Origin of the sequence: Pseudomonas sp. (assembly GCF_030698175.1) — a bacterium.
Classification (GTDB): domain Bacteria; phylum Pseudomonadota; class Gammaproteobacteria; order Pseudomonadales; family Pseudomonadaceae; genus Aquipseudomonas.
The window spans coordinates 16,411-40,251 of record NZ_JAUYNT010000022.1 but is presented as its reverse complement, the minus strand read 5'-3'; the positions used below and the strand labels follow the sequence as shown (position 1 = coordinate 40,251).

Sequence of the window (23,841 nt, the reverse complement as noted above, 5' to 3'; positions counted from 1 at the left end):
TGGGTCTCAGTTGGGGGCAATAGTCTGGCGCTCAAGCATGAGCGGGGCCGGGCCGAGCAATTTTACCCGCTCGGTGGCGGTGAGCGACAGGCTGGCGCCGACCACGTCGGGGCGAATCGGCAATTCGCCGGCGTTCAGGTCCAGCAGGCAGACCAGGGTCACGCTGGCCGGGCGGCCATAGTCGAACAGTTCATTGAGGGCGGCGCGAATGGTTCGGCCGCTCATCAGCACGTCGTCAATCAGCACCAGGTGCTGGCCTTCGATCTCAAACGGCAAGGCCGAGGGGCGTACCTGCGGGTGCAGACCGCTTTGGCTGAAGTCGTCGCGGTAGAACGAGACGTCCAGAGTGCCCAGTGGCGCCTGCAGGCCGAGGTGTTGCAGCAGCGCCTCGGCAACCCAGATGCCGCCGGTGCGAATGCCGATAAAGCGCGGTTCGCTGATCTGCCGCTGTTGCAGGTGCGCCGTGAGGGCTGCGGCCATTTGTGGCAGTAGCGTGGCGGGGTCGGGCAGGTTCATTGGCGCTCCTCGTTGGTCTTGTTCTCGCTATAGGCGGCGAGCCAGCTTTCCAGCAGTAGCGCGGCGGCGAGCGCATCCACCGGGTTGTCGCGGTAATTGCCGCGTTGGCCTTCGCTTAAGCGTTGGCCCTTGGCCTCGTAGGTGGTCAGGCGTTCATCCTGCATGTGCACAGGTAGGTTGTAGCGGCCATTCAGGCGGCGGGCGAATTTCTCGGCGCGCTCGCTCATGGCGCTCGGCGTGCCATCCATGTTCAGCGGCAGGCCGACCACTATGGCGTCGGGTTGCCATTCGCGGATCAGCGCTTCGACCTTTTGCCAGTCGGGAACCCCATTTTGTGCCTTGAGAATGCACAGTTCGCGGGCCTGACCGGTGATGAGCTGGCCAACCGCGACGCCGATTTGCTTAGTGCCGTAGTCAAAGCCCAGCAGTAATTTCAGTGCTGCGGCCATTAGGCGTGGCCCACTTGGTTGCTCAGCAGGCTGAGGTTGACCCCCAGGCTGGCGGCGGCAGCGTCCAGCCGTTGTTCGGCTGGCAGGTCGAACAGAATCTGCGGGTCGGCCGGGCAGGTTAGCCAGGCATTGGCGGCCAGTTCGGCCTCCAGTTGGCCGGCGTCCCAGCCGGCATAGCCGAGGGCGATCAGGTGCTGACGGGGGCCATGGCCCTGGGCGATGGCGAACAACACGTCTTGGGAGGTCGAGAGCCCGAGCGGGCCCAGCTCCAGGGTGGCCTGAAATTGCGGGCCGCTGGGGTGCAGTACGAAGCCGCGTTCGGTCTGCACTGGGCCGCCAGAGAAAATCGGCAGGTCCTGGCAGGTGCTACTCGGCTCAAGCTCGGGATTAAGCTGCTCAATCACGTCAGCCAGGCTCAGGCCGCTGGGGCGATTGATAATCAGGCCCATGGCGCCGCCGGCATTGTGCTCAACCACGTAGGTGACGGTCTGCGCAAAGCTCGGATCGCTCATGTGCGGCATGGCAATCAGGAAATGGTGTTTGAGGTAGCTTGGGCTGGCATCTTTCATGGGCATAGTGTGTCGCTCGCGGGGCGCGCTGACAAGCCAGCTCACTGGCTGGAGAGGTGATCGCTGCGGTCAAAACGCCAGGTGCGGATGATTTCCAGACGGTCAAACTCGGCCAGGTCTTTATTAAATGGGGCGAAGGGGGCTGCGAGGCGAACGATGCGCAGGGCGGCTTGGTCGAGCGTGTCTTGGCCGGACGACTCAAGCAGTTGGACTTCGTAAAGGCTGCCGTCGCGATTGATCGAAACCAGCAAGCGCAGGCTGCCGTAGATGCGCTGTCGACGGGCTTCGTCGGGGTAATTAAGGTTGCCGATGCGTTCGACCTTTTTGCGCCACTCCTCTTTATACCAAGCGCCCTTGTCGCGCATGGTGGAGGCGGCATTAAGACGCTGAATTTTCGGGCGCTTGGCGTAGAGCTGTTGCTCTTGTGCCAGTTGCGCTTCGAGGCTGGCGATTTCGCTCGACAGCTGGCTGCTATCAAATACCGGGGCCGGACGTGATTGTTCTTCGGGCTTGGCCCGTGCGCTCTTGACTGGGGTCTTTTCGGTTTGCGGGGCTTTGGTGGCGACCGCAGCTTTCGGTGCTTCTTTTTTGCGGGTGCTGGCCGGTGGCGCGGCGGGCGGGGTAACCCGCTTGACTTGGGTGTCCTGGAACAGTGCGCGTTCAGTGGTTTTGGGCGCGGCTTTTTTGTCTAGGGTGCCGCTGCCTTGCTGGTTGTCTTGGGCAAGAAAGTCCGCCTGCTTGGGTTTCTCTGCGCTTTTAAAGGTCGATAAGGTGATTTCCAGGGTCTTACTGATTTGCCCGGGTTCGGCCAGGCTAAAGCTCAGGCCGAGAATCAGCGCCGCATGCAGGGTGGCGGCCAAAAACAAAGTAAAGCCCAGCCTGTCCGCCGGGCGTACTCCGGCGGCAACAAGCTGAGTGGGTTGGCTAGCAGTTTTCATAGTACGGCGCGACGCTCTGGAAACTCGAGGCGTTCAAAGTTGCGCGCAGTCTGCCCAGCACCAGAATAAAAGTCTATGAAGCACTGCGCGCTGTGAGTTGTTCGGTGATCGCTTGCATCAGTTGTTCGGCGATGCGAGTGCCAAAGGCATTGTCGATCTCGCGAATGCAGGTCGGGCTGGTGACGTTGATTTCGGTGAGGTAATCGCCAATCACGTCCAGGCCGACAAACAGCAAGCCTTTCTCACGCAGGGTGGGGCCAACTTGGGCGGCAATCCAACGGTCACGCTCGGTCAGTGGGCGGGCCTCGCCGCGTCCACCGGCGGCCAGGTTGCCGCGGGTTTCGCCGGCCGCCGGGATGCGCGCCAGGCAGTAAGGAATGGGTTCACCATTGATCATCAAGATGCGTTTGTCGCCCTCCTTGATCGCCGGTATATAGCCCTGTGCCATGATTTGCTGGGTGCCGTGGGCGGTTAAAGTCTCGAGAATAACCGAGAGATTCGGGTCGCCTTCGCGATGCCGAAAGATCGACGCTCCGCCCATGCCATCCAGCGGTTTGAGAATGATGTCACGCTGCTCAACGGCAAACTCGCGCAGAATGTCGGCCCGGCGACTGACCACTGTCGGCGGTGTGCACTGTGGAAATAACGTGGCAAACAACTTCTCGTTACAGTCGCGCAGGCTTTGTGGCCGATTGACTACCAGTACGCCGGCTTGCTCGGCTTGCTCAAGCAGATAGGTTGAGTAGACAAACTCATTGTCGAAGGGCGGGTCTTTACGCATCAGGATGACATCAAGCTCGCTGAGGGCGATGTCTTGCTCGTCTTGCAGTTCGAACCAGTGCTGGGGATCTTCGAACACTTTTAGCTGGCGAGTACGGGCGCGGGCGATGCTGGTTTTCTGGTAAAGGTCTTGTTGTTCCATATAGAACAACGACCAGCCACGGGCCTGCGCCGCCAGTAGCATGGCCAGCGAGCTGTCCTTTTTGAAGGCGATGCCCGCAATTGGATCCATGACAATTCCCAGGCGTATGCCCATGGTTGATACTCCGCATTAAAATCGGCAGCGCTAAGCTGGCGTGGCTAAACTACAAGGCTTAAGGGTGGCGTGAGCGTGGTTTGCGGTCAAGGCGCGCGTTGTGATCCTGGGGTTATAGATTGCGTTAGGAGAGTGTGCTAAAAAGGCCTGACGATTTGGGTGTAGCCCATCGGTGACAGGGCCTTTAGCGCGCTGGTAGAAAGCCAAAATAACGACTCACCGAAGCGATGGTAGGGCAAACATGGAACAGCATTCCGAAGGCTTGAGGGTGATGGTAATCGACGACTCGAAGACGATTCGTCGCACCGCCGAAACCTTACTGAAGAAAGTCGGTTGTAATGTCATTACGGCAGTCGATGGCTTTGATGCTTTGGCAAAAATTGCCGATACGCATCCCAGCATCATTTTTGTCGACATCATGATGCCGCGGCTCGATGGTTATCAAACCTGCGCCCTGATCAAGAACAACAGCGAATTTAAATCTACCCCGGTTATCATGCTGTCCTCAAAGGATGGTTTATTTGATAAGGCCAAGGGTCGTATCGTCGGTTCTGATCAGTACCTCACCAAGCCCTTCAGTAAAGAAGAGTTGCTTGGGGCGATAAAGACCCATGTGCCAGACTTTGTTCCGGTGGAACAAGCTTCTTGATGTCCGGCCGTCAGGCTGGTGATATCTATTGCGTATGGGGAACACCATGGCTCGTATTTTAATTGTTGATGACTCTCCGACTGAAATGTACAAATTGACGGCGATGCTGGAAAAGCATGGCCATCAGGTGCTCAAGGCGGAAAACGGTGCAGATGGTGTCGCTTTGGCGCGCCAAGAAAAGCCCGATGCAGTATTGATGGATATCGTTATGCCGGGTTTGAATGGTTTTCAGGCGACTCGTCAGTTGACCAAAGATGCAGATACCAGCCACATTCCGGTGATAATCGTGACCACCAAAGATCAGGAAACTGACAAGGTGTGGGGCAAGCGCCAGGGCGCCAAGGACTATCTGACCAAACCGGTTGATGAAGCTACCTTGCTGAAAACGTTGAATGCGGTGCTGGCCGGTTAATGCTGGGCTGTCTGTAACTCCATAATAATAAGACCAAGGTCGACATGTCTGACGTCCAATCCCCTTTTCAGCTTCTGTTTGATATCGATCAGCGTTGCCGGCGCCTGGCTGCCGGCTTGCCGTCGCAGAAAGAAGCGATACAGACATGGAGCGGCATTGGTTTTCGCATGGGTGAGCGCTTGTTTGTGGCGCCCATGGGCGAGATCGGTGAGGTGTTACATGAACCGCGTTATACCTTGTTGCCTGGTGTGAAAAGCTGGGTCAAGGGCGTGGCCAACGTTCGCGGTCGGTTGTTGCCAATCATGGACTTATGCGCCTTCTTCGGTGGTGAGTTATCGCCATTGCGCAAGAAGCGTCGCGTGTTGATTGTGGATCATCAAGAGATCTTCGCCGGGCTAACGGTCGACGAGGTCTTTGGCATGCAGCATTTTCCGGTGAGCGCCTTTTCCGAGCAGTTACCACCGCTCGAGGCGAGCATCCAGCCCTTCATTCATGGCGTTTTTCAACGTGAGCAGCCTTGGTTGGTGTTCAGTTCGCATGCGCTGGCGCAGGATCAGGGGTTTCTTGATGTGGCGTTTTAAAGCAGTTTCGGTTGGGTCAGCATTGCTGGCCTTTTGGCGTTACATAGGAATCGTAGTGCGGTCGGTCCGGGCGGGGGCCTAACAATGAAAAAACTAAATACAGGCAATTTTTTAGCGGGTGCGCGCAGTAGCACGATGATTGCGGGGCTGTTTATTGTCCTGATCGTTGCGATCGTGTTGCTGTTCGTGAACTTCGCGTACCTCAACACTCAGGCGGGTTACGACAAGCAGTACATCAGTAACGCCGGCGAGCTGCGGGTTCTGTCGCAACGTATCGCCAAGGCTGCGACTGAAGCCGCGGCCGGTAAGGCTGAGGCCTTTGCCTTGCTGAAAGATGCGCGTAATGACTACGCCAAACGTTGGGATCAGCTGGTTAAAGGTGATGACACCACCGGTTTGCCATCCGCCCCAGAATCCGTGCAAGCGGATATGGCGGCAGTGCAAAAAGAGTGGGACAGCATGCGGCAAAACGCCGATGCCATCTTGGCCAGCGAGCAAACGGTATTGTCCTTGCACCAGGTAGCGGCAACGCTGGCGGAAACTATTCCGCAGCTGCAGGTTGAGTATGATGAAGTTGTCGAGATTTTGCTGCAAAGCAAAGCACCGGCGATTCAGGTGTCTGTAGCTCAGCGCCAATCACTGTTGGCTGAACGGATTCTCGGCTCGGTAAACAAGGTACTGACCGGTGACGAAGACTCGGTGCAGGCCGCCGACATGTTTGGCCGTGACGCCAGCCTGTTTGGTCGTGTATTGAGCGCAATGCTGGAAGGCAATGCGGCCATGGAAGTGTCCATGGTGACCGATAAAGAAGCCTTGGATCGTCTGGCGGAAATTTCCGAGTTGTTCCAGTTCGTATCGGGCTCGGTAGATGAGATTCTGGAAACCTCGCCTGAGTTGTTCCAAGTGCGCGAATCGGCCGGCAGCATCTTCACCGGCTCGCAAATGCTCTTGGATAACGCTTCGCAGCTAACCGTTAGCTTTGAAAACCTGGCCGCCGGACGTGCGGCGAACACCTTGGCCGGTTATGTGTTGGGTGCCTTGGCGCTTGCCGCGATTATCCTTATCGGTCTGGTTATGGTGCGTGAGACTAACCGTCGTCTGGCCACAACGGCTGAGAAGAACGAGCGTAACCAAGTTGCAATTATGCGTTTGCTCGATGAGATCGGTGACCTTGCTGACGGTGACTTGACTGTGTCGGCGACGGTAACTGAGGACTTCACGGGTGCCATTGCTGACTCGATCAACTACTCGATTGACCAGTTGCGCGACCTGGTAGAAACCATTAACCAGACGGCCGTGCAGGTAGCTGGCGCCGCTCAAGAAACTCAGGCAACGGCGATGCACCTGGCCGAAGCTTCCGAGCACCAGGCCCAGGAAATTGCCGGAGCATCGGCGGCAATCAACGAAATGGCCGTGTCGATTGACCAAGTATCGGCGAACGCCTCGGAGTCCTCTGCGGTAGCGGAGCGTTCGGTAGCCATCGCCAACAAGGGTAACGAGGTGGTGCACAACACCATCACCGGCATGGATAACATTCGTGAGCAGATTCAGGACACCTCGAAGCGGATCAAGCGTCTCGGTGAGTCGTCGCAGGAGATTGGTGACATCGTTAGTTTGATTAACGACATTGCCGACCAAACCAACATTCTGGCACTGAACGCCGCGATCCAGGCCTCGATGGCCGGTGATGCTGGCCGAGGCTTCGCCGTGGTAGCGGACGAAGTACAGCGACTGGCTGAGCGTTCATCGGCGGCCACCAAACAGATCGAGGCGCTGGTAAAAACCATTCAGGCGGACACCAACGAAGCGGTAATTTCCATGGAGCAAACCACTTCCGAAGTGGTTCGCGGTGCGCGTTTGGCGCAGGACGCCGGGGTTTCCCTGGAAGAGATTGAAAAGGTATCCAAGACCCTGGCGGCCTTGATCCAGAACATCTCTAACGCTGCTCGCCAACAGGCATCCTCGGCGGGTCATATTTCCAACACGATGAACGTGATTCAGGAAATTACTTCGCAAACCTCCTCCGGCACCACGGCCACAGCGCGAAGCATTGGTAACTTGGCGAAAATGGCCAGTGAAATGCGTAAGTCGGTTTCCGGCTTTACGCTGCCGCAATCTCCAGACCAAGCCTAAGCAAGGGAGCGCGGCGACAGCTAAGGTCGTCGCCTAATGGCCATGAGCGAGGGCAGCGCAATGCAGCCAGACGGTGTCTGGGCTCTAAAGCCTGTGATAGAAATGTCTGCGGCAGAGTTTCATGTCTGGCAGGCATTACTGGAAGAGCGCACCGGGCTGGTAATTAACGAGCAGCGTCGGGCATTTCTGCAAACTAATTTAAGTGCGCGGATGCGTGAGTTGGGTGTTGTTGGTTACGCAAATTACTTCCGGCAGGTAACCGATGGGCCAAGCGGCGCAGTCGAATGGTCAACCTTGCTTGATCGCTTGACGGTGCAGGAGACGCGTTTTTTTCGTCATCAGCCGTCGTTCGATTTGCTTGAGCGTTATTTGGCTGAGCGTTTGCTGCTGGGGCCAATGAGTAGCCCTTGGTCGCTTTGGAGTGTGGGTTGCTCCAGCGGTGAAGAGCCCTACTCGATGGCAATCAGTGCCGCTCAGGTACTGCGCGAGACCGCGCAGCCTGAGTATTTTGGTGTGACGGGCACGGATATTAGCCTGAGTGTGCTCGGTAAGGCGCGCGAGGGACTGTATGCCGCGCGCAAGTTAGAGCAGATGAATACCGAGCTGCGCGAGCGCTATTTCCTCGCGCAGGATGATGGTCGCTACAAGGTGGTACCGAGTCTGGCTGCGCAAGTGTGCTGCGCCCGACTCAATGTGTTGGAATTGGCGAAAGCGCCGATGTCCGGTATGGACGTAATTTTCTGTCAGAACTTGCTGATTTATTTTCGTCGCTGGCGCCGCCGCGAGATCCTTAATCGTCTAGCTGAACGCTTGGCGCCGGGTGGTCTGCTGGTGGTGGGAGTTGGTGAAATAGTCGGTTGGCAGCACCCGGAACTGCAACCGGTGGCGGACGAGCAAGTGCTGGCATTTACCCGGAACAGTTTATGAGCGGAGTCGTTATGGGTGATCGGCACGACTATGTCGCTCTTGAGTGGGTTAAAGGCGAGATCGCCGAAACCCTGAAGCAGGCGCGGCAATCCCTTGAGGCATTCGTCGAGAATCCGCAGGATTTGACCCGCATGCGCTTTTGTCTGACCTATCTGCACCAGGTCCAAGGCACTCTGCAAATGGTGGAGTTCTATGGCGCCGCGCTGCTGGCGGAGGAGATGGAACATCTCGCCCAGGCCCTGCTGGAAAGCCGGGTAAGCAATCAGATCGAAGCTCTCGAAGTGCTGATGCAGGCCATCCTGCAATTGCCGGTTTACCTTGACCGGACCCAGAGCGCCCGCCGCGACCTGCCGATGGTGGTGTTGCCGCTGTTAAACGACCTGCGCGCCTCGCGTGGGGAGAAGTTCCTGTCTGAAACCAGCCTGTTTTTGCCTGACCTGGCCAATCAGTTGCCGGCGCTGTCCCATGAGTCGCTAGCGCAGTTACGCACCGCCGAATTACCGGTGCTGTTGCGTAAATTGCGCCAGATGCTGCAGATGGCTCTGGTCGGAGTGATCCGCAATCAGGACCTGGCGACCAACCTGGGCTATATGGCGCGGGTGTTTGCCCGGCTCGAGACCCTGTGTAAGGACGCCCCGCTTGGCTCTTTGTGGCAAATGGCCTCGGGCATCATTGAAGGTCTGGCCAATGGCAGTGTGGTTAACGGCACTTCGGTGCGCACGCTGCTGCGTCAGGTTGATAAAGAACTCAAGCGTCTGGTTGAGCAAGGTGCCGATGGGATTAACCAGGCCGCGCCGGAAGACCTGGCCAAGAATCTGCTGTTCTATATAGCCAAGGCCGCTACCCAGTCACCGCGCATTCGGGTACTGAAAGAGCGTTATCGCCTCGACGATGCCTTGCCGGATACCGATTTAGTCGATCAGGAGCGTGCCCGCCTGGCCGGCCCAGATCGGGATGCCATGCGTTCGGTGGTAGCCGCGCTCTGCGAAGAGTTGGTGCGGGTCAAAGACAGCCTCGATTTGTTCGTGCGCAGTGATAGGCAACAGGTCGCTGAGCTGGAAGCCTTAATGGCACCGCTCAAGCAGATCGCCGACACCCTCGCGGTGCTGGGTTTCGGCCAGCCGCGTAAAGTCATTGTCGATCAGATCGATGTGGTCCACAGCTTGTCGATTGGCAGCATTCAGCCAAGCGATGCGGTGTTGATGGATGTCGCCGGCGCCTTGCTGTATGTCGAAGCCACCCTGGCGGGCATGGTCGGCCCGGCGGATGACGGCAGTCATGAACAGAGTCATCTGCCGACTACCGATGTGGCGCAAATCCACCAGTTGGTCATTAAAGAAGCACGTACTGGGCTTGAGCAGGCGAAAGACGCCATTATCGAGTTCATTGCCTCGCAATGGGATCACGAGCATCTGGCGCGGGTGCCTGAGCTGTTGACGCAGGTGCGTGGCGGCTTGGCGATGATTCCATTGGCGCGGGCCGCGGACTTGCTACGGGCCTGTAATCTCTATATTCAAGAGCAGCTGTTGGTGCGTAAAGCGGTGCCCAACTGGCAAGATCTCGACACCCTGGCCGATGCCATTACCAGTGTCGAATACTACCTGGAGCGTCTGTCGGAAGATCATGCCGCGCAAGGTGATCTGATTCTCGATGTCGCCGAGGAAAGCCTCGAGGCCTTGGGTTACCCGCTGAAAGAAAAACCGTCAATCCTCGATTGGCCCGCCGAGCGCACTGCGCCGGCGCCGTTGGACGATCCGCTGCACGAAATTGAAGTGCTGGCGGATGAGCCGGCTGAAGAGTTGCTGCTCGAACTGCCCGCTGACGAGGTGCCGGCCGCGTTCAGTGCCGAGTCAGAAAACACCGCACTGAGTTTTGAGCTACTTCCCGAGTTTCTCGAGCCGGTAAGTGACGATGCTGAGCTGTTGCTCGATGAGCCGCAGCTGTTGGACCTCGAAGTCGCCGAGCAAGAGACTGAAACCATTGAGTTCAGCTTGCCTGAGTCAGGCGATTGGCAACCCTCTGCAGCGATTGAATCGCCAGAGCTGGATGAGTTCGCCGAGCCACAAGAGTTGCTCCTGCTGCCTGTTGCAGATAACAGCTTTGATCTCGACGAATTAAGCCTCGATGACAGTCCCGCACACTGGAATGCCGCGGAACTGGCCGAGTTAGACTTGCCCGAAGTGGATCTGCCCGGCGCCCCGCAAGAGCCTGAGCTGGGTGCGCCGCTCGAGCCGAAAGCCATGTCGATGGCCGATGTGATGGCCGCGCCCGTACAGGCGACCAATCCGCCTGCGCAAAATGTACCGCCAAGCTTGTTACCGCCGCCAGCCGATGAAGAGCCGGTCGATGATGAGCTGCTGGAAGTCTTCGTTGAAGAAGCCGGTGAAGTATTGGAAACCATTGCCGAGTACTTACCGCAATGGCGCGCCGATACTCAAAACAAAGATGCTTTAAGTGAGATCCGTCGCGCCTTCCACACCCTCAAAGGCAGTGGTCGGATGGTGCGCGCCCTGGTGATTGGTGAGCTGGCATGGTCGATTGAAAACCTGCTTAATCGGGTTCTCGAGCGCAGCGTGCAGCCCGGCGACGCCGTACAGCAGGTGATTGCTGATGTGGTCGAGTTGCTGCCCGAGCTGGTCGATGAATACGCAGCCAAGGCGCAATGTCAGCGCGATGATGTCGATCTTCTAGCGGCCACCGCCCATGCCATCGCCAAAGGCCAACTGCCGGCTAGCGCGCCGGCTGAGGTTGCGACTGAATCGCTCAGCGAGGTAAACGAGCCGTTGCAGCTAACCGCGCCAGTAATCGCTGCCGCTGACGAGGGGTTGGACGAGCAACTGCTCGAAATCTTTCGAAATGAAGCCGAAACCCACCTCGATACTCTGGTGGCGTTCTTAGCCGATTGCGCGCAGCTGTTGCCGCAGCCGGTCACTGACGATTTACAACGGGCTCTGCACACGCTGAAAGGCAGTGCCTATATGGCCGGCATTCTGCCGATCGCAGAAATTGCCGCGCCCTTGGAAAAACTGGTTAAAGAGTGCAAGTCCCACCTGATCCCAATGGACTTGGCCGAGGCTGAGTTGCTCAGCAGTGGCGAACAGTTATTCCGCTTGGGCCTTGAACAGCTTGAAAGCCAACCCTTGGCGCCGATTGCCGGTGCCCAGGCGTTTGTCGCACGGGTCCAGACGCTGCATCAAGAGCGCTTGGCCGCAGCAGAAAACCTGCGAAAAGGCGAGTCGGGTGAAAGCCGCGATCCGCAGCTGATCAATATCTTCCTCGCAGAAGGCATGGATATCCTGCTGGATGCCGAAGACCTGCTGCGCCGCTGGCGTGAGCATCCCTGCGAGCAACAAGAGCTCGGCGCTCTGCTCAATGAGTTAAACACCCTTGAACGCGGCGCGCAGATGGCCGAGTTGGGGCAGATTGAACAGATTTGTCAGGCCCTGGTGGAGGTTTACGGCGCCGCGCAAGAGGGTCGCCTGGCCGTCAGCGAACGGTTCTTCGATGGTGCAGAAAATGCCCACGAAGCCCTGGTGCATATGATGGATCAGGTCGCCGCAGGTCTGCAGGTTAGCGTGCAGCCCGAGCCGCTCGCCGCGCTCAAGCTGCTGCTGACGCAAACCTTAGAGCCCGAGACTCTGGCATTACTCGAGTCGCCTGAGCTGGGCGGACTTGAGGTGCTTGAGTTGGATGCCGAGCAGGCGTCAGTCGAACTGCCCGAACTGCACTCGCAGGCGGCAGACGAAGACTTCGACGAAGCTGAGCTAAGTTCTGAGCTTGAGTTTGATGTCGCCGAATTTGAGTCGCTGATTGACGCCGAAACCCCTGAGTCGCCGGTCGACAGCGCTGCATCGCTAGACGCTGCGCCAGCACCGGTTCAGGTGCCGGCGGAAGCTTTTCTGGACGAGGAAATGGTCGCCATTTTCCTCGAAGAAGCGGTGGATCTGCTGGAAAGCGCCAGCCAGTCGCTTGAGCGTTGGTTGCTTGAGCCGGAAAATCAGCGCGCCTTGTCGTCGCTGCTACGCGACCTGCACACCCTTAAAGGTGGCGCGCGGATGGCCGAAATTCGGCCCATTGGCGATTTGGCCCATGAGCTGGAATCCCTTTATGAAGGCCTGGTTGATCGGCGTTACAGTTTCTCGCCGGCGTTAACCGGCTTGTTGCAGCAGAGTCATGACCGTTTGGCGGTATTGCTTGAGGAGCTGCAGGCGCACCGGCCGATGGTCGAGCCGCTCGAACTTATCGAGGCGATCCGCTATTTCCGGCAAACCGGTAGCACCCAAGACTTGCCAGCGCTAACAGCCGCGCAACCATCTGTCGCCGAAGCCGAAGCCGAAGCCGAAGCCGAGCTGCAGGCTGCTGAGCCCCTGGATGATGAGTCCATCGAGCTTATTGAACTAGAAAATCCAGAGCGAAGTGCGTTTGCCGACGAGGTTGTGGCTGCAGACGACTTAATGATCGAGTTGCCAGCCTTTGATCTTGATGCAGTCGCCGAAACCGTTGAAGTTGAAGATTTAACCTCAGGTTCTGCGGTGGAAGAGTTCGACGACACTGAGCTGCTGGTTGCTGAAACAGAGGCTGATGTCGAGCCACTGCTAAGCGACGAGCAAGCCGAGACTGAGTCCATGCTCGAGCCAGTTGCCGATGAGGTTCTGGCCGTAGAACTCGACGCACCAACGTTGGACGCCGCCGCTGAGCCGCTTGGCATCGATGACGCGCCGCAGGTACTTGAAGCCGCCGTACCTGAGCTTATCGACGAAGTTGAGGCCGCACCTGTCACTGCTCAAACTCTGGTCGAGGATGAGCGCGATCCGGAGTTGGTCGAAATATTCCTCGAGGAAGGTTTCGACATCGTCGACAGCTCGTCGACGTCTTTGCAGCGCTGGATGGACGACGTTAATAACAGCCTTGAATTGGAAGCTCTGCAGCGCGATTTACACACCCTCAAGGGTGGTGCGCGGATGGCTGAAATTCGTGAGATCGGTGATCTCGCCCATGAGCTGGAATTTCTTTATGAAGGCCTGGGCGATGGTCGCCTGCGCGCCAGCCCTGAGCTGTTTAATCTGCTGCAGAGCTGCCACGACCGGCTCGCGCACATGCTTGAGGCCGTGCGTGACAAGCGCGCGGTGCCATCTGGCACGGACTTGATTGAAACCATTCAGCGGTTTCGCGCCAATCCCGAGCAGCACCTGAGCATGCCCGCTAGCGTCCATCTAAAAGCGGTGGTTGCAGAGCACGACGACAGTCCGGAAGCCGATATTCTCGATATCTTTCTGGAAGAAGCCGACGACCTGCTGGAAGGCTTGGAAAGCGCCGCCGGACGGCTGGAAAGCTCTGCTGACGATGCCGCCCCGATTGACGACATGCTGCGGATTTTGCACACCCTCAAAGGCGGTGCACGCCTGGCTGGGCAGAAACGTCTCGGCGACTTGAGTCACGATCTCGAACAACACTTGAGCGAGGCGCAGCAGCAAGGCACGCCTTGGCCAGAGAGTTTGTTCGTCGATGTGCAGTCGGGTTTCGAGGGTTTGCAGGTCGAAATCGAGCTATTGCGCCAGCAACTCTATAGCAGCAGTGAGGCGGCGCCTGTTGCGCCAGCGGCCGCAGCGAGTCTCGAAGAGATCGAAGCTCCGCTCAGCGTCGCGGTGCCGCGTGCCGAACTCAGCCTGCCGATCATCGCCGCCAGCGCCATGCCGGTTAAAGTCGAAGTGGCCAAGGTGTTGCCCTTTGTGCGGCGCGCCCAAGAGGCGGCGCTGGAAGCTGCATCCCGACGGGCTCCGCAAGAGTTGGTCAAGGTGCCGGCCGATCTGCTCGAAGGCTTGGTTAACTTGGCGGGGGAAACCTCGATCTTCCGCGGTCGGGTTGAGCAACAGGTCAGCGATGTCAGCTTCACCCTCGGTGAAATGGAAGCCACCATCGACCGGGTGCGCGACCAGTTGCGTCGCCTCGATACCGAAACCCAGGCGCAGATTCTCAGCCGTTATCAGGAAGAAGCCGAACGGGTCGGTTATGAAGACTTTGACCCGCTGGAAATGGACCGTCACTCGCAGCTACAACAGCTGTCGCGGGCGCTGTTCGAGTCGGCTTCCGACTTGCTAGACCTGAAGGAAACCCTGGCCGCGCGCAACCGCGATGCGGAAACCCTGTTGCTGCAACAGGCGCGGGTCAACACCGAATTGCAGGAAGGTCTGATGCGCACCCGCATGGTCCCTTTCGACCGGCTGGTGCCACGGCTGCGGCGCATCGTGCGCCAGGTGGCTGGTGAGCTGAACAAGCAAGTCGACTTCGTGGTCGGTAACGCCGACGGCGAAATGGACCGTGCCGTGCTGGAGCGGATCGTTGCGCCGCTGGAACATATGCTGCGCAACGCCGTCGACCACGGCATTGAGTCGGCCGAGGTGCGCCGCGTCGCGGGCAAATCCGAGGTCGGCAATATTCGCCTGACCCTGGGTCGTGAGGGCGGCGATATTCTGCTCACGTTGGCCGATGACGGCGGCGGCATTCGCCTCGAGGCGGTGCGGCGTAAAGCCATTGAGCGCGGCATGCTGGATGCCGACTCAGACCTGACCGATCATGAGATTTTGCAATTTATTCTTGAGGCTGGCTTCAGCACGGCGGAGAAGGTCACGCAGATTTCCGGACGTGGCGTCGGCATGGACGTGGTCCACTCGGAGGTTAAACAACTCGGCGGCTCGATGAGTATCGAGTCGACCCCGGGCGAGGGCACCCGCTTCCTGATTCGCCTGCCCTTTACCGTGTCGGTCAACCGCGCCTTGATGGTGTTGTCCGGTGAAGACCTGTACGCCATCCCGCTGAACACCATCGAAGGTATCGTGCGGGTTTCGCCTTACGAGCTGGAAGCCTACTACGGCCCAGATGCGCCGCGGTTCGAATACGCCGGGCAAACCTATGAATTGAAGTACCTGGGTGACTTGCTTAATAACGGTCAGCAGCCCAAGTTGATCGGTCAAAGCCTGCCGTTGCCGGTGATTCTGGTGCGTTCTAACGAGCACGCGGTGGCGGTGCAAGTGGACAGTTTGGCCGGCTCGCGGGAAATCGTGGTGAAGAGCCTCGGTCCGCAGTTCGCCGGGGTGCACGGGGTTTCCGGTGCGACCATCCTTGGTGACGGGCGGGTGGTGATCATTCTCGATCTGCTGGCGACTATTCGGGTCTTGCATGCTCATCTGTTATCGCAACTGCAGCCACGTTTGGCTGGGGCTTCCACTGCAACCCCTGAGGTTGAAGCGGATCGGCCGATGCTGGTGATGGTGGTCGATGACTCGGTCACGGTACGTAAAGTGACCAGTCGCTTGCTTGAGCGTAATGGCATGAACGTGATGACCGCCAAAGATGGCGTCGATGCCATCGCGCAATTGCAGGAGCGCAAGCCGGACATCATGTTGCTGGACATCGAAATGCCGCGCATGGACGGTTTCGAAGTGGCCACCCTGGTGCGTCACGATGAACGTCTTAAAGACCTGCCAATCATCATGATTACCTCGCGTACCGGTAGTAAACACCGGGATCGAGCCATGTCGATTGGCGTCAACGAGTACTTGGGTAAGCCGTATCAGGAATCCTTGTTGCTCGAAACGATTCAGCAGCTGGTTAACAAACATGACTGAGCGAGCCGCCGCACGTATCGCGGTACTGGCCGATACCTCGCTGCAGCGCCATGTGCTGCAACAGGCGTTAGTGGCTAACGGTTATACCGTGGTGCTGAACACCGATCCGGCGCGTCTCGACGAGGCGGCGTTGGCCGAGTGTGAGACCGATTTGTGGTTGGTCGATTTAGCCCAGACCGAAGACTCGCCATTGGTCGATCACTTGCTTGAACGAGCCAGTGCGCCGGTGTTGTTTGGCGAGGGCCATGCGCCGGAGCGCCACTCTGAGAACTACCCGCGCTGGGAGCGGCGCCTGTTCGGTAAGCTTAAAAAGTTGGTCGGCGATCCGTCGCAAGGGGTTGGCCGTAGCCTTGAGACGCTGATGCTCGACACCCAGCGCCCAGCTCGCCTGGAACTGCCGCAGGCGCTGGCCAACACCCCGCTGATTGCCGGTGCACGAGCCAAGCAAGTGTGGCTGCTGGCGGCCTCGATGGGCGGTCCGGTGGCGGTTAAAGAGTTTCTCGACGCGTTGCCCGGTGGCTTGCCGGTGGGCTTTATCTACGCCCAGCATATCGACGCCAGTTTTGAGGCGAAGTTGCCGCAAGCGGTTGGTCGGCATAGCCAATGGCAGGTCAATCTGGCTCGTCATGGCGATTTCGTGCGTTGCGGCGAAGTGGTGGTGGCGCCGATTAGTTTTGAGCTGGGCTTTGCCGACGATGGTGCCATGCAGATTGCCGATCGCGGTTGGCCGGAACCCTATAGCCCGTCGATTGACCAGATGATGCTGAATCTGGCTCAGCATTTTGGCCAGCTGAGCGGCGTTATTGTGTTTAGTGGCATGGGCAGCGATGGCAGTGCCGCCGCCGCTTACGTGCGTCGCCAAGGCAGCGAAATCTGGACTCAGCGGGCGGACAGTTGCGCCTCTTCGAGCATGCCCGACAGCTTGCGCGAAGGTGGCTACAGCGCTTTCACTGGCGCGCCCCGTGAACTGGCCGAAGCGCTGGTTAATCGGCTAGTCGGTCAGTGCAGTTAAATACCCGAATCAGGAAGGTCACATGAGCCAAGCCGTAGCCAACGCCACTCCAGCCGCTGCCACCAGCACCCTGACCGGGTTGATGGTGCCGTTGACGGATCGCACCCTGTTGCTGCCTAACGTCGCGGTGGCGGAATTACTGCCCTACCGTGCGCCGCAAGCCACTCCAGGCATGCCCGCATGGATGCTGGGGCAGATCGCTTGGCGTGACCTGCGCTTGCCATTGTTGTCGTTTGAGGCCGCCTCCAACGGGCAGCCGGCAGTCGGCGCCAATACCCGCATCGCGGTGATCAATGCCCTGGGCGGGCGTCCGCAGGTGAAATTTTTGGCGCTGTTGGTGCAGGGTATCCCGCGTTCGATCAAGCTGGAAAGCAACCTGGCCCGCGCCAATGTGCACTTGGCGCCGCTGGAGTTGGATGCAGTCAGCATCGGCGATGGCGTGTTAAAGATCCCTGATCTGATTGGACTGGAGCAGTTGCTGGCCGATGCTGGTTTGATTTAAACCTGACAGTTTCTTGCGGCATCAAGGTGGGCAATGCTTCGCAGTTGCCCACCCTGCAGCCCCCAGCCTACATCTCTCACATATCTCCCCACAGATGCTGTGCCACTGCCAGTGCCACCACCGGCGCGGTCTCGGTGCGCAAGACCCGTGGCCCCAAGCGTGCAGAATGAAAACCGGCGCCTTGCGCCTGCAGCACTTCGGCGTCATTCAGGCCGCCTTCAGGGCCGATCAAGAAAGCCAGTGATTGCGGTTTCTCATGGCTGGCCAAGGGCTCGGCCACCGGGTGCAATACCAGCTTGAGGTCGGCTTCAACGCTGTGCAGCCATTCGCTCAAACTCAGCGGCGGATGAATCACCGGCACAGTCGAACGGCCGCATTGTTCGCTGGCGCTGATGGCGATTTGTCGCCAGTGGACCAAGCGCTTGTCGGCTCGCTCATCGCTTAAGCGCACTTCGCAGCGCTCGCTGATGATTGGGGTGATGGCGTTAACCCCAAGCTCCGTGGCTTTTTGAATCGCCCAATCCATCCGCTCGCCGCGTGACAGCCCTTGGCCGAGATGAATGCTCAGGCTTGAATCCGGCTGGCCGGGCAGGCATTGAGTGAGCTGCACGCGCACCTGTTTTTTGCCGACTTCAGTCAGCTCGCCCTGGTACTCCAGGCCCGAGCCGTCGAACAGTTGCACGCCGGCGCCGACATTCAAGCGCAGCACGCGGCTGAGGTAATGCGCCTGGGCTTCGGGCAGGGCGTGTTCGCCCAGGCTTAGGGGGGCGTCGATAAACAAGCGTGACAGTCTCATTGGCGGTAGCTTCAAGTGGGAAGTGGGAAGTGGGGCTTGCCGTTGTGCTTAGCAGGCCGTTGAAAAATGTAGCGAGCGACGGCTAGGCAAGGCGAAATCGGCCGAAAAAGCGCAGTTTACGTGTTGTAAGTGAGCATTTTGAGGCCGGTTTCAACGCTGCATAGCCTAGCGCAGTAGTTTTTCAATGGCCTGTTAGCCCGGGTCTCGGTGGTTGGGGTGCAGGTTCGACAGTACTGAAACGCTGATGCTGTCGCGGCAGGCCAGGTCGATGCCCTCGCTGGCCACCTCGGCCAGAAAATCGATTTGCTCCGGGGTGATCACGTAGGGCGGCAGAAAATACACCACATTGCCCAGTGGCCGCAGCAACGCGCCACGTTCCAGTGCATGTTGATAGACCTTCAGGCCGCGTCGTTCTTGCCAGGCATAGGGGGTTTTGCTGGCTTTGTCTTGCACCATCTCGATGGCCAGGGCCATGCCGGTCTGACGTACTTCGGCCACATTGGGGTGGTCAACCAGATGGGCGGTGGCGCTGGCCATGCGGTTGGCCAGGGCCTTATTGGCTTCGATGATGTTGTCGTCGCGGAAGATATCCAGGGTCGCCAAGGCTGCGGCGCAGGCCAGCGGGTTGCCGGTGTAGGTGTGGGAATGCAGGAAGGCGCGCAAGGTGGCGTAGTCGGCGTAAAAGGCCTGGTAGATATCGTCGGTGGTCAGCACCGCCGCCATCGGCAAGTAGCCGCCGGTGAGCGCCTTGGACAGCACTAAAAAGTCCGGGGTAATGCCGGCTTGCTCGCAGGCGAACATGCTGCCGGTGCGGCCGAAGCCGACGGCAATTTCATCGTGAATCAGGTGCACGCCGTAGCGGTCGCAGGCCTCGCGCAGCAAGGTCAGGTAGATCGGGTGATACATGCGCATGCCGCCGGCGCCCTGGATCAACGGCTCGACTATCACCGCAGCAACCTCGTGGTGATGCTCGGCCAAGGTTTGTTCCATGGCGGCAAACATGGTGCGCGAGTGCGCTTCCCAGCTGACGCCTTCGGGGCGCAGGTAGCAGTCCGGGCTCGGTACTTTAATGGTGTCGAGCAGCAGGGATTTGTAGGTTTCGGTAAACAGCGAGACATCGCCCACCGACATCGCCGCGATGGTTTCGCCGTGGTAACTGTTGGTCAGGGTGACGAAGCGTTGCTTGGCCGTTTTGCCGCTGTTGAGCCAGTAGTGGAAACTCATCTTCAGCGCGACTTCGATGCCGGAGGAGCCGTTGTCGGCATAAAACACCCGGTTCAGTCCGGCCGGTGTGATCTGTACCAGTCGCTCCGACAACTCGATCACCGGTTGATGGCTGAAGCCGGCCAGCATCACATGCTCGAGGTTATCCAGCTGGTCCTTGATGCGCTGATTGATCCGTGGATTGCCGTGGCCAAATACGTTGACCCACCAGGAGCTGACCGCGTCCAGGTACCGCTTGCCGTTAAAGTCTTCCAGCCACACGCCATCACCGCGTTTGATCGGAATCACCGGCAGGCGTTCGTGGTCTTTCATCTGGGTGCAGGGATGCCAAAGCACGGCCAAATCCCGTTGCATCCACTGATCATTGAGGTTCATCGGCGTGTGCTCCTTTTGCAATCGGCCAAGCCTATCAGATGCGCGCGGGCGGGTTCGCGCCACGGCGTCGGATACGTCTGGCCCGCGTATCGGTGCAGGGGTATCCTGCGCGCCGTTGATTTTAATTGAGCTTTGGCTCTGCAGGGGTTTGTACATGGTGGCCGGTTGGTTGCGCGCATCAGCGCTAGTGGTAGTGGGTTTGTTCGGCGTCCAGGCGCACGCTCAAGATAAACCGCCGGTGGCGATTGTGGTGGGTGGCGGTTTGTCTGGGCTGTCGGCGGCCTATGAACTGCAGCAGGCCGGTTGGCAGGTGACTCTGCTGGAAGCCAAAGCCTCCATTGGCGGCCGCTCGGGCCTGGCGGCCAGCGAGTGGATTGGCAGCGCCAAGGCGCAGCCGACCCTGAATGGCTACCTCGAACGCTTCAAGTTAAAGACCCAGGACGCCCCGGATTTCGTGCGGGTGCCGGGTTATCTGATCAATGGTCAGTATTTCAATTTTGCCGATCTGGAAAAAACCAAGCCGACCACTGCGGCGGGCCTCAAGGCGTATGAGAAAGCCTTGGATCAGCTGGCCGCGTCCATGGACGACCCGCTCAAGCCCACTGTCAACAACGCGCTGGTGGCGCTCGATCAGCGTAACGTCGCCGTTTGGCTCGACCAGCTGAAGCTTGACCCTACGGCGCGGCAGTTGGTTAACCAGCGCATTCGCGCCCGCTACGACGAGCCTTCGCGGCTGTCCTTGCTGTATCTGGTGCAGCAGGCGCGGGTTAATCGCGGCGTCGATGAGCGCGACCAACGCGCCGCCCGTTTGCCCGGCGGCAGCCAGGTGTTGGCTCAGGCCTTTCTTAAGCAGCTGAAGGTGATTAAGACCAATTCGGCGGTGTCGGCGATCATTCAGGACAAAGATGGCGTAACCGTGAAGGCCGGCGCCGTTGGTTACCATGCCGACTACGTGGTGATGGCCGTGCCGCTGCGGGCCTTGGCGAAGATTCAGCTGCAGCCGGCTTTGGATGCGCCGCGTCAGGCCGCGCTGCAAGGCACCAACTACGGTTGGCGTGACCAGATTCTGCTGAAGTTCAAAACTCCGGTGTGGGACAGCAAGGCGCGCCTGACCGGCGAGATTTACAGTGACCAAGGTCTGGGCATGCTTTGGATCGAGCCGGCGATTAAAGGTGGCGCCAATGTGCTGATCAACCTGTCCGGCGACAACGCCCGTTTACTGAAGAGCTTTGGCGACCGGCAAGTGGCCGATCAGGTATTGATCCGGCTGCATTCCTTTTATCCGAAGGCGCGCGGTGCTTACAGTGGCTATGAGATGCGCCGTTACAGCGCCGACGCCGGTATCGGCGGGGCGTATCTGGCCTTTGGTCCGGGGCAAATGAGCCGCTTCTGGCAACTATGGGCGCAACCGCAGCAACGCCTGGCCTTTGCCGGTGAACATACCGATGCGCTCTATCCAGGCACCCTGGAAGGCGCCCTGCGCAGTGGCAAGCGCGCCGCCGAGCAGCTGCAAGCGCTCAGCAGCGGCAAAAACGCCGAGCCGGCAACCGTGCCAACGGTGGCCGACAAGGGCAAGCCCGCGGTTAAACAGCCAGGATTCTTCTCCAGGTTTTTTAACTAAAACCTAGCCTTTAGCTCCGTGGCCTTGCAGCTCTGCGTGCAGGCTGTCGAAGGCTATGGCGGCGCTAAGGAACACCTGGCCGCTGAGGGGTTTGAGTAATAAATCACTCTGCTGCAGGCGGTCCATCAGCGGCCCTTTGACCTCGGCCAGATGCAACTTAATCGAACGGTTGAGCAGGTTGCGATTGAGTTCGGCCAGGCTGTAGAGCGCGCTGGTGTCGATCAGATTGACTGCCGACAGCACCAGCACCACATGCTTGGTTTCAGTTTGCAGCGATTCCAGCACGCGGTCGCTGATCAGTTCGGCGTTGCCAAAAAACATCCCCGAATCGATCCGCAGCAGCAGAATCTGCGGATGGGTTTGCGCCGTGTGGCGTTTGATATTGCGAAAGTGCTCACTGCCGGCAATCCGCCCGAGCACCGCAATGTGTGGCCGGCTGGCCCGCCAAATCAGGCTGCCCAGCGACAGCATCACGCCAATAATCACCCCGCTTTCGACCCCCAGCAGCAACACCCCGGCCAAGGTGGCCAGCCAGGCCACGGCATCGCTGCGATCAAAGCGCCAGGCTTGCCGTGGGGTGTCGAAGTCGAGCATGCCGAGCACCGCAATAATGATGCTGGCGGCCAACGCCGGCAGCGGCAGCAAGGCCAGCCAGCCGGTGGGCACGCACAGCAGCAGCGCCATCAGGCCGGCGCTGATCACACTGGCCAGCGGCGTATTGGCGCCGGCGGCGTAGTTAACCGCCGAGCGGGAAATACTGCCGGTCACCGCAAAGCTGCCGGAAAACGCGCTGGCCAAGTTGGCAGCGCCCAGGCCCAGCAGCTCACTGTTGCTGTTGATCCGCTCGCCGCGTTTTTGCGCCAGCGCCACCGAGGCCGATTGACCGGACAGAAAAATAATAAAACCAATCAGCAGCGCAGGCGCCAGCAAGCTTTGCAGTTGCGCGAACTCTAGGTTCGGCAGGCCTAAACTGGGCAGCCCTTGCGCCACCGGGCCGAGCACCACCACGCCGGCATGCTGCAGGCCCAGTTGCCAGACGCTCAGGGTCGCTACGGCCAGCACCAGCACCGGCGCCAACTTGCTCAGCATGGCGGCGCGATTGAGGCTGAAGCCGAGTTTGCCGAGCAGCGGCGCCAGCTGCTCCTTGCCCAGCCACAGGGCCAGCAAGGACAGCAGGCCGATGCTGGCGCCGGGCAGGTTCAGCTCGCTCAGGGAACCGCCCATTAGCGCCTTGAACTGGCTGGCGCCAATCAATAGCGCCGCGCCGGTGGTAAAGCCGCTTAACACCGGCCGGCTCAGGAAGTGCGCCAAAAACCCCAGGCGCAACACGCCGCAGAGCAGCAAGACCAAACCGGCGATCAACGCCATTTGCGCGGCCATCGCCACATACAGGTCTGAGCCGCTGGGGGCCAGCGCCGCCAGGGAGGTGGCGGTCATCAGCGAGGTGATCGCCATGGGCCCAACCGACTGCACCCTGCTGCTGCCAAAGAGCGCATAGGCCAGCGCCGGTAAAATGCTGGCATACAGGCCAATGATCGGTGGCAAACCGGCCACCACGGCATAGGCCATGCCCTGTGGCACCATCATCAGCACCACGATGATGCCGGCGCTGATGTCGCCGGCCAGCAACTGCGCGCGGTAAGTTCTAAGCCAAAGCAGCATTTGCGGGGTCCTTGCTGAGTCTTTGTTGTGGACAGGGTCATCGTTGGTTGCACCGGGCAAACCTGGGCCGCGCACAGTTTAGCGTCGTCCCGCTGAACCGCGCCTGCTGGGTTTAGGCTGAGGCTCAAGACCGGTGGGTTAACTATCGTTTTTCTTGATGTTTCTGAACAATAATTTGTGCTTTTAATCGATGGTTTTATCTCTAATCTGTACACAATCAGTTTTCTGGACGTTTTGGCAATGCAGTGGCGTAACTCTCCTAATGGCTATGGTCTGGTCAGTCTCTCGGTGCATTGGCTGGTGGCGCTGGTGTTCTTCGGCTTGTTTGGGCTGGGTCTGTGGATGGTCGAGCTGGACTACTACAGTGCTTGGCGGCAAACCGGCCCAGAGCTGCACAAGAGTATTGGCCTGCTGCTGCTCGCGGTGATGTTGCTGCGGCTGCTGTGGCGTTTTCTCAGCCCGTTGCCCTTGCCGCTGAGTAGCTACAGTCGGCTGACCCGGCTGGGCGCCAAGCTCGGCCATGGCCTGCTGTACCTGGGCCTGTTTGCAATGATGATTGCCGGCTACCTGATCTCTACCGCCGATGGCCAGGGCATCAGTGTATTCGACTGGTTCGAGGTGCCGGCGCTGCTCAGCGGCCTGCCGAATCAGGAAGACCTGGCCGGGCTGGTGCATGAATACCTGGCCTGGGTGCTGGTCGTTTTGGCGGTATTGCATGGGCTGGCCGCTTTGAAACACCACTATTTTGACCGTGATCTGACCCTGCTGCGCATGCTTGGGCGCGCCGCAACTAATTCTCAACCCGATAAGTAAG

At 59.1% G+C, this 23,841-nt stretch carries 17 protein-coding genes and 1 pseudogene; 10 read left to right on the top strand and 8 right to left on the bottom strand.

Translation table 11 applies throughout. The annotated features are described in order from the left end of the window. Positions 1-6: 6 nt before the first annotated feature. From pyrR to gshB, 5 genes are all read right to left on the bottom strand, one after another. A complete protein-coding gene (gene pyrR, locus Q8R10_RS11665; protein WP_305653941.1) occupies positions 7-516 on the bottom strand; it encodes a bifunctional pyr operon transcriptional regulator/uracil phosphoribosyltransferase PyrR in 510 nt (169 codons plus the stop codon). Further along, positions 513-965, bottom strand: a complete 453-nt coding sequence (ruvX, locus tag Q8R10_RS11660; RefSeq protein ID WP_305653939.1) for a Holliday junction resolvase RuvX — start codon at positions 963-965, stop codon at positions 513-515. The genes pyrR and ruvX overlap by 4 nt, the downstream gene beginning before the upstream one ends. Further along, positions 965-1,534, bottom strand: coding sequence for a YqgE/AlgH family protein (locus Q8R10_RS11655; protein ID WP_305654055.1), 570 nt, complete (start codon positions 1,532-1,534; stop codon positions 965-967). Before Q8R10_RS11655 ends, ruvX begins: the two co-directional genes overlap by 1 nt. A 41-nt stretch (positions 1,535-1,575) precedes the next feature. Then, positions 1,576-2,472 (bottom strand): energy transducer TonB, encoded by an 897-nt coding sequence (locus Q8R10_RS11650; RefSeq protein WP_305653937.1) that lies wholly within the window; start codon positions 2,470-2,472, stop codon positions 1,576-1,578. Positions 2,473-2,545: 73 nt separating this feature from the next. Continuing rightward, positions 2,546-3,508 carry a glutathione synthase gene (gshB, locus tag Q8R10_RS11645; RefSeq protein WP_305653935.1) on the bottom strand — a complete coding sequence of 321 codons (963 nt, stop codon included), beginning with the start codon at positions 3,506-3,508 and terminating at the stop codon, positions 2,546-2,548. 241 nt (positions 3,509-3,749) lie between these two features. On the opposite strand from gshB, the gene pilG reads away from it, so the two are divergent. From pilG to Q8R10_RS11605, 8 genes are all read left to right on the top strand, one after another. Next, complete coding sequence (gene pilG, locus Q8R10_RS11640) at positions 3,750-4,157, top strand: twitching motility response regulator PilG (protein WP_305653933.1); 408 nt, start codon at positions 3,750-3,752, stop codon at positions 4,155-4,157. Between the two features lie 46 nt (positions 4,158-4,203). After that, complete coding sequence (gene pilH / locus Q8R10_RS11635) at positions 4,204-4,569, top strand: twitching motility response regulator PilH (RefSeq protein WP_305653931.1); 366 nt, start codon at positions 4,204-4,206, stop codon at positions 4,567-4,569. Positions 4,570-4,613: 44 nt separating this feature from the next. After that, entirely contained in the window at positions 4,614-5,150 is a 537-nt protein-coding gene (locus Q8R10_RS11630; protein WP_305653929.1) for a chemotaxis protein CheW, read from the top strand. Positions 5,151-5,234: 84 nt separating this feature from the next. Then, positions 5,235-7,283, top strand: a complete 2,049-nt coding sequence (locus Q8R10_RS11625; protein ID WP_305653927.1) for a methyl-accepting chemotaxis protein — start codon at positions 5,235-5,237, stop codon at positions 7,281-7,283. Between the two features lie 60 nt (positions 7,284-7,343). Continuing rightward, positions 7,344-8,210 carry a protein-glutamate O-methyltransferase gene (locus Q8R10_RS11620; RefSeq protein WP_305654054.1) on the top strand — a complete coding sequence of 289 codons (867 nt, stop codon included), beginning with the start codon at positions 7,344-7,346 and terminating at the stop codon, positions 8,208-8,210. An 11-nt stretch (positions 8,211-8,221) separates the two neighbouring features. Then, positions 8,222-15,835 carry an Hpt domain-containing protein gene (locus Q8R10_RS11615; RefSeq protein WP_305654053.1) on the top strand — a complete coding sequence of 2,538 codons (7,614 nt, stop codon included), beginning with the start codon at positions 8,222-8,224 and terminating at the stop codon, positions 15,833-15,835. Beyond that, positions 15,828-16,847 (top strand): chemotaxis protein CheB, encoded by a 1,020-nt coding sequence (locus Q8R10_RS11610; RefSeq protein ID WP_305653925.1) that lies wholly within the window; start codon positions 15,828-15,830, stop codon positions 16,845-16,847. The genes Q8R10_RS11615 and Q8R10_RS11610 overlap by 8 nt, the downstream gene beginning before the upstream one ends. 22 nt (positions 16,848-16,869) lie before the next feature. Then, the gene (locus Q8R10_RS11605) at positions 16,870-17,349 is read left to right on the top strand and encodes a chemotaxis protein CheW (protein WP_305653924.1); all 480 of its coding nucleotides are present in this window, start codon (positions 16,870-16,872) and stop codon (positions 17,347-17,349) included. A gap of 76 nt (positions 17,350-17,425) precedes the next feature. Here the strand turns inward: Q8R10_RS11605 and Q8R10_RS11600 are convergent, their stop codons facing one another. Together Q8R10_RS11600 and Q8R10_RS11595 are read right to left on the bottom strand one after the other, a co-directional pair. Then, positions 17,426-18,145, bottom strand: a complete 720-nt coding sequence (locus Q8R10_RS11600; protein ID WP_305653922.1) for a 16S rRNA (uracil(1498)-N(3))-methyltransferase — start codon at positions 18,143-18,145, stop codon at positions 17,426-17,428. Positions 18,146-18,337: 192 nt separating this feature from the next. Continuing rightward, positions 18,338-19,744 (bottom strand): adenosylmethionine--8-amino-7-oxononanoate transaminase, encoded by a 1,407-nt coding sequence (locus Q8R10_RS11595; RefSeq protein WP_305653920.1) that lies wholly within the window; start codon positions 19,742-19,744, stop codon positions 18,338-18,340. Positions 19,745-19,898: 154 nt separating this feature from the next. On the opposite strand from Q8R10_RS11595, the pseudogene Q8R10_RS11590 reads away from it, so the two are divergent. Beyond that, positions 19,899-21,359: pseudogene (locus Q8R10_RS11590) on the top strand (flavin monoamine oxidase family protein); the annotation flags it as partial. Positions 21,360-21,368: 9 nt separating this feature from the next. Here the strand turns inward: Q8R10_RS11590 and Q8R10_RS11585 are convergent. Beyond that, on the bottom strand, positions 21,369-23,027 hold the full coding sequence (locus Q8R10_RS11585) for a SulP family inorganic anion transporter (protein ID WP_305653918.1): 1,659 nt from the start codon (positions 23,025-23,027) through the stop codon (positions 21,369-21,371). 240 nt (positions 23,028-23,267) lie between these two features. Between Q8R10_RS11585 and Q8R10_RS11580 the strand changes: the two genes are divergently transcribed. After that, complete coding sequence (locus Q8R10_RS11580) at positions 23,268-23,840, top strand: cytochrome b (protein ID WP_305653916.1); 573 nt, start codon at positions 23,268-23,270, stop codon at positions 23,838-23,840. Position 23,841: the final 1 nt, after the last annotated feature.

What these genes read in the sequence shown, in the direction of transcription:
- Q8R10_RS11605 (WP_305653924.1), top strand. Translation starts at nt 16,870, where the DNA reads ATGAGCCAAGCCGTAGCCAACGCCACTCCAGCCGCTGCCACCAGCACC.
- Q8R10_RS11610 (WP_305653925.1), top strand. Translation starts at nt 15,828, where the DNA reads ATGACTGAGCGAGCCGCCGCACGTATCGCGGTACTGGCCGATACCTCG.
- gshB (WP_305653935.1), bottom strand. Translation starts at nt 3,508, where the DNA reads ATGGGCATACGCCTGGGAATTGTCATGGATCCAATTGCGGGCATCGCC.
- pilH (WP_305653931.1), top strand. Translation starts at nt 4,204, where the DNA reads ATGGCTCGTATTTTAATTGTTGATGACTCTCCGACTGAAATGTACAAA.
- Q8R10_RS11625 (WP_305653927.1), top strand. Translation starts at nt 5,235, where the DNA reads ATGAAAAAACTAAATACAGGCAATTTTTTAGCGGGTGCGCGCAGTAGC.
- pilG (WP_305653933.1), top strand. Translation starts at nt 3,750, where the DNA reads ATGGAACAGCATTCCGAAGGCTTGAGGGTGATGGTAATCGACGACTCG.
- Q8R10_RS11630 (WP_305653929.1), top strand. Translation starts at nt 4,614, where the DNA reads ATGTCTGACGTCCAATCCCCTTTTCAGCTTCTGTTTGATATCGATCAG.
- Q8R10_RS11620 (WP_305654054.1), top strand. Translation starts at nt 7,344, where the DNA reads ATGCAGCCAGACGGTGTCTGGGCTCTAAAGCCTGTGATAGAAATGTCT.
- Q8R10_RS11615 (WP_305654053.1), top strand. Translation starts at nt 8,222, where the DNA reads ATGGGTGATCGGCACGACTATGTCGCTCTTGAGTGGGTTAAAGGCGAG.
- Q8R10_RS11585 (WP_305653918.1), bottom strand. Translation starts at nt 23,027, where the DNA reads ATGCTGCTTTGGCTTAGAACTTACCGCGCGCAGTTGCTGGCCGGCGAC.
- Q8R10_RS11580 (WP_305653916.1), top strand. Translation starts at nt 23,268, where the DNA reads ATGCAGTGGCGTAACTCTCCTAATGGCTATGGTCTGGTCAGTCTCTCG.
- Q8R10_RS11600 (WP_305653922.1), bottom strand. Translation starts at nt 18,145, where the DNA reads ATGAGACTGTCACGCTTGTTTATCGACGCCCCCCTAAGCCTGGGCGAA.
- ruvX (WP_305653939.1), bottom strand. Translation starts at nt 965, where the DNA reads ATGGCCGCAGCACTGAAATTACTGCTGGGCTTTGACTACGGCACTAAG.
- pyrR (WP_305653941.1), bottom strand. Translation starts at nt 516, where the DNA reads ATGAACCTGCCCGACCCCGCCACGCTACTGCCACAAATGGCCGCAGCC.
- Q8R10_RS11655 (WP_305654055.1), bottom strand. Translation starts at nt 1,534, where the DNA reads ATGAAAGATGCCAGCCCAAGCTACCTCAAACACCATTTCCTGATTGCC.
- Q8R10_RS11650 (WP_305653937.1), bottom strand. Translation starts at nt 2,472, where the DNA reads ATGAAAACTGCTAGCCAACCCACTCAGCTTGTTGCCGCCGGAGTACGC.
- Q8R10_RS11595 (WP_305653920.1), bottom strand. Translation starts at nt 19,744, where the DNA reads ATGAACCTCAATGATCAGTGGATGCAACGGGATTTGGCCGTGCTTTGG.